Genomic DNA, 4,430 nt, shown 5'->3' with positions numbered 1-4,430 from the left:
CCAGCGAAGAAAGAGGCAGGCGAACGATGAGTACCGTGCCGCAAGACCAGTCCGTGATCTTCTATCCGTTCACGCAGGAATTCATGGAGGACCCCTATCCGCACTATGCGGAGTTGCGCAGGCATGTGCCGGTGCATCATCACCCGGGCGGCTTCTGGATGCTCTCGCGCTACGACGACGTGGCAGCGCTGCTGCGTTCCGGACTCTCCGTGGAGCAGCGCCATGTCGCGCCGGGGCCGTTCCGTGACGCGTACGCGAAGGCGGGCGTCACGGAGAAACCGCGGCTGAAGGGGCTCGCCCTGCTGGACCTGGACCCGCCGGATCACGACCGGCTGCTCAAGCTGGTCAAGCAGGCATTCACCACACGCGCCATCAACGCGCTCGAACCGATGGTCCGCGAGCTGGTCGACGAGGCGCTGGACGACATAGCCGAGGCCGGGGGAGGCGACCTGGTCGAACTGCTCGCCTTCCCACTGCCGTTCGCCGTCATCTCGCGGATGCTGGGCATGCCGCCGATCGACACCAAGCATCTGCGCATGCTCACCAGCCTGTTGATGCGTTCGGTGGAGCTGACCACCGACCTCGAGGTGATGAGGGTCATCGAGGCAGCCGATGTGGAGATCTTCGAGCTGGTCAGCGACGCCGTCTCCCGGAAGCGGAGCGAGCCCGACGACGACCTGCTCACCGCTCTCATCGCCGCCGAGAGCGACGGGGACAAGCTGAGTCACGACGAGCTGGTCGCCCAGGTCACCATGCTCTATGTCGCGGGCTACGAGACGACGGTGAACCTGATCTCCGGTGGCGCTCTCTCCCTGCTGCGCAACCCGGAGCAGCTCGAACTCCTGCGGGCCGAGCCGGAGCTCGGCGGGAACGCGGTGGAGGAGATGCTGCGTTACGAACCCCCGGTGCACACCAGCAGGCGGGTGACGCTGGAGCCCTACCACGTCGGTGGCTACGAGATCCCTCCCGGCTCGTTCATCCTCGCCAACCTGGCCGGGGCCAACCGCGACGAGGAGTTCTGGGGCCCCGACGCGGAGGAATTCGACGTGCGGCGGGAGAAGGCGCGCAAGCATCTTTCGTTCGGCAGCGGTATGCACCACTGCCTCGGCGCGCAGCTCTCCCGTATCGAAGGCAGGGTGGCGATCGGCGAACTGGTGCGCCGCTTCCCCGGCCTGAGCATGGACGGCGAGGTCGAATGGAACGGCCTGCGGAGCCTGCGCGGCGCCGCCCGGCTGCCGGTCCGAGTATGAACGTGAAGGAGTGGACCCGATCATGAGCGAAGAACCGACCGGCCATCTGGTCGCCATCCTGGGCGGGGGTGTGATGGGCTCGGGCATCGCCGCCTTGGTGCTCGGACACGGCATACCCGTACTTGTCGTCGACATCGACGAGGAGACGCTCGAAGACGCGCGCGCCAGGATCATGCATCAGCTCAGGCACGCCCAGCTGATGGGCGTGCTCCCGGCCGGCCGTGCCCCGGGCGAGCTGGTCACCACCGTGGCTCTTTCGGACGTGGTGGATGCGACCGCCGTCATCGAGGCGGTGACCGAGTCACCCGAGGTCAAGGCCAAGGTGCTGGCAGAGGCGTCGGCCGCGGTCAGGCCCGGCACTCCGCTGATCACCAACACTTCCGGCATTCCCATCAGCGAGATGGCCGCGTGGACCCAACGGCCCGAAGAGCTCCTCGGCACGCACTTCATGAACCCGCCCTTCCTGATCGAGATGGTGGAGGTGAGCCGGGGCCCGCAGACCAGTGAGACGACCGTCGAAGCGCTGGTCGCGCTGTTGACCGCCCTGAACCGGCGATCCGTGCTGGTACAGGACGCGCCGGGCTTCGTGACCAGCAGGCTGCTCCACCCGATGATCAATACCGCGGCGCGGATCGTGGGCGAGGGCACCGCCACGGTCGAAGCGGTCGACGAGCTGATGGAGGGGTGCCTCGGACACCCGACGGGTCCGCTGCGCACCGCAGACATGATCGGGCTCGACAATCTGGCCGACTCGCTTGCCGCGCTGTACGAGCGCACCGGTGCCGAAGAGTGCAAGCCCTGTGACCTGTTGCTGGCAAAGGTGCGCGACGGTGAACTCGGCCGCAAGTCCGGCCGCGGTTTCTATGCATACGGAAAGGAATAATTGTGACGACTGAACAGCACACCGAGCACGTCAACGCCGAATCCATCGAGAAGGCGCTGCTGAGCTTCCTGGAGGCGAAGACGAAGACGTCGGTCGCGCCGGCGCAGGAACTCTTCTCCTCCGGACTTGTGTCCTCGATGTTCGCCATGGAGCTCGTCGTCCACCTGGAGAAGGAGTACGGCATATCCATCGTCGGCACCGACCTGCGGCTGGACAACTTCCGGACGGTGCAGACCATGACGGAACTGGTGCTCCGGCTGCGCGACACGGCTGAGACGGTTGATGGTGCCTGAGCGGCTCGCCGACGAGATCGCGGTCGTCGACGAGCTCGTCGGCGACCGGGCCGAGGGATGGGACCTCACCGGGGAGATCCCCCGTGAACTGCTCCGGAAGTTCGGCGCCGAGGGCCTGCTGTGCGCCCAGGTCGACGCCGGCCACGGCGGGCGCGGCCTCGGCAGCCGCGACAACGGAGAGCTCACCGCGCACGCGGGGAGCCGGTGCAGTTCGCTGCGCAGCGTGATGACCTCCCAGGGCATGGCGGCCTGGACCATCCAGCGGCTGGCCGGTCCTGAACAGTCGGCGGCTCTGCTGCCACAGCTGGTCAGCGGCCAGTTGGCGGCTGTGGGGTTCAGCGAGACGGACGCCGGTTCCGATCTGTCCACGATGAGCACCACGGTCGAGCTCCACGGTGACTCGCTCGTGCTGGACGGCCACAAGGTGTGGGTCACCGGTGCGCACTACGCGGACCTGCTGGTCGTCTTCGCCAAGTGCGACGGTGGCGCCGCAGCGGTGGTGGTGCCCACCTCGGCACCCGGGGTGCACGTGGAGCGGGTCGCCGATCCGATGGGGTGCCGTGCGGCTGGGCATGCCCACGTCCGGTTCGACTCGGTCCGGCTCCCGGCCTCCAGCATCCTCGGAGGGCCCGGACTGCCGTTGCCGCTGCTGGTCACCGCCGCGCTCGCCTACGGCAGGATCTCGGTCGCCTGGGGCTGTGTCGGCATCCTGCGCGCGTGCCGGAACGCCGCGGCTCGGCACGCGAGTTCCCGGACCCAGTTCGGCAAGCTCCTGACCGGCCACCAGCTCGTGGAGCGGCACCTCGCCGAGCTGTTCGTCGCCGAGCAGGTCGCGACCCGGGCGTGCGCATACGCCAGCGAGTGCTGGGAGGCCGGCTCTCCCGACCTCGTCGTCGCCACCGTGCTCGCGAAACACGTCAGTGCCGGCAACGCGGCCAAGGGAGCCTCGACGGCAGTCCAGGTGCTGGCATCGGCGGGGACGCAGGACGGCCATGTCGTGGCACGCGCGTACCGGGACGCGAAACTGATGGAGATCATCGAAGGCAGCAACGAGATCTGCCAGTTGATCCTGGCGGAGCACGCCGTGGCAACAGCGCAGTGAGGAGTCGGCCAGGGTGCGGCGCCCGGCCCGCGATGTGTCGCGGGCCGGGAGGCGGTTCCGGCTACCTGGGCGGCATCCGGAGGGCGCCGTCGAGCCGGATCGTCTCGCCGTTGAGCATCGGGTTCTCCACGACGTGTGAGACGAGCGAGGCGTACTCCGCAGGATCCCCCAGCCGGCCGGGATGCGGCACCTGGTTACCGAGCGCCTCGAGCGTGGACTCGGGGAAGGAGTCGAACATGGGAGTGCGGAAGAGCCCCGGCGCGATCGTGACCACCCGGATCTTCCACTCCGCGAGATCGCGGGCGATCGGCAGGGTCATGCCCACGATGCCTCCCTTGGAGGCCGAGTAGGCGGCCTGCCCGATCTGCCCCTCGAAAGCGGCCGCCGAAGCAGTGTTGATGATGACGCCGCGCTCCTCACCGTCGTCCTCGGCCTTACTGATCTGAGCGGCGGCGAGACGTATGACATTGAAGGTGCCGATGAGATTGACTTGGACAACCTTGCTGAAGGCGGCCAACGGAAAGGGGCCGTTTTTCCCGACCGTCTTGACGGCATTGCCGATCCCGGCGCAGTTCACCGCGATGCGCAGGGTGCCAAGGCTTGTGGCGCGCTGGATCGCGGCGGCGACATCGTCCTCTTTGGTCACGTCTCCGGGTGAGAACACGACCCGCTCACCCAGCTCCTTCGCGATCTGCTCGCCGGGTGAGGAAGACCGGCCGATGATGACCACGGATGCGCCGCTGCTGTGCAGCTTTCGTACCGCGGCCAGACCGAGTCCGGACGTTCCGCCGGTAACGAGCGCAACACTCCCTTCGATCCTCACGCATTCCCCCTGTTGTCGCTGTGGAAGTTGGCCAGTATGGCTCGGTCAGCATAGTTCCCGGAGATCAGGTGGGAAGACG

5 protein-coding genes are annotated in these 4,430 nt (G+C 67.5%); 4 read left to right on the top strand and 1 reads right to left on the bottom strand.

The window, feature by feature from the left end; genetic code table 11:
• Window positions 1-26 precede the first annotated feature (26 nt).
• The 4 genes from ACTWQF_RS23010 to ACTWQF_RS22995 are packed head-to-tail and all read left to right on the top strand — an operon-like array spanning window position 27 to window position 3,528.
• A complete protein-coding gene (locus ACTWQF_RS23010) occupies window positions 27-1,250 on the top strand; it encodes a cytochrome P450 (protein ID WP_443281517.1) in 1,224 nt (407 codons plus the stop codon).
• Between the two features lie 22 nt (window positions 1,251-1,272).
• Window positions 1,273-2,133, top strand: coding sequence for a 3-hydroxyacyl-CoA dehydrogenase family protein (locus ACTWQF_RS23005; RefSeq protein WP_443281516.1), 861 nt, complete (start codon window positions 1,273-1,275; stop codon window positions 2,131-2,133).
• Window positions 2,134-2,135: 2 nt separating this feature from the next.
• Complete coding sequence (locus tag ACTWQF_RS23000) at window positions 2,136-2,426, top strand: acyl carrier protein (RefSeq protein WP_443281515.1); 291 nt, start codon at window positions 2,136-2,138, stop codon at window positions 2,424-2,426.
• Entirely contained in the window at window positions 2,416-3,528 is a 1,113-nt protein-coding gene (locus ACTWQF_RS22995; protein WP_443281514.1) for an acyl-CoA dehydrogenase family protein, read from the top strand. Before ACTWQF_RS23000 ends, ACTWQF_RS22995 begins: the two co-directional genes overlap by 11 nt.
• A 61-nt stretch (window positions 3,529-3,589) precedes the next feature.
• On the opposite strand, the gene ACTWQF_RS22990 is transcribed toward ACTWQF_RS22995, so the two are convergent.
• Window positions 3,590-4,351: a 3-hydroxyacyl-CoA dehydrogenase gene (locus ACTWQF_RS22990; RefSeq protein WP_443281513.1), complete on the bottom strand. Its 762-nt coding sequence runs from the start codon at window positions 4,349-4,351 to the stop codon at window positions 3,590-3,592.
• Window positions 4,352-4,430: the final 79 nt, after the last annotated feature.

Origin of the sequence: Streptomyces sp. 8N114 (assembly GCF_052245835.1) — a bacterium.
GTDB lineage: Bacteria > Actinomycetota > Actinomycetes > Streptomycetales > Streptomycetaceae > Streptomyces.
This window is presented reverse-complemented; position numbering and strand designations above follow the sequence as displayed.

Bases quoted from the DNA above. Each gene is read 5' to 3' on its own strand.
- ACTWQF_RS23010 (WP_443281517.1), top strand. From the start codon at position 27: ATGAGTACCGTGCCGCAAGACCAGTCCGTGATCTTCTATCCGTTCACG.
- ACTWQF_RS23005 (WP_443281516.1), top strand. From the start codon at position 1,273: ATGAGCGAAGAACCGACCGGCCATCTGGTCGCCATCCTGGGCGGGGGT.
- ACTWQF_RS22995 (WP_443281514.1), top strand. From the start codon at position 2,416: ATGGTGCCTGAGCGGCTCGCCGACGAGATCGCGGTCGTCGACGAGCTC.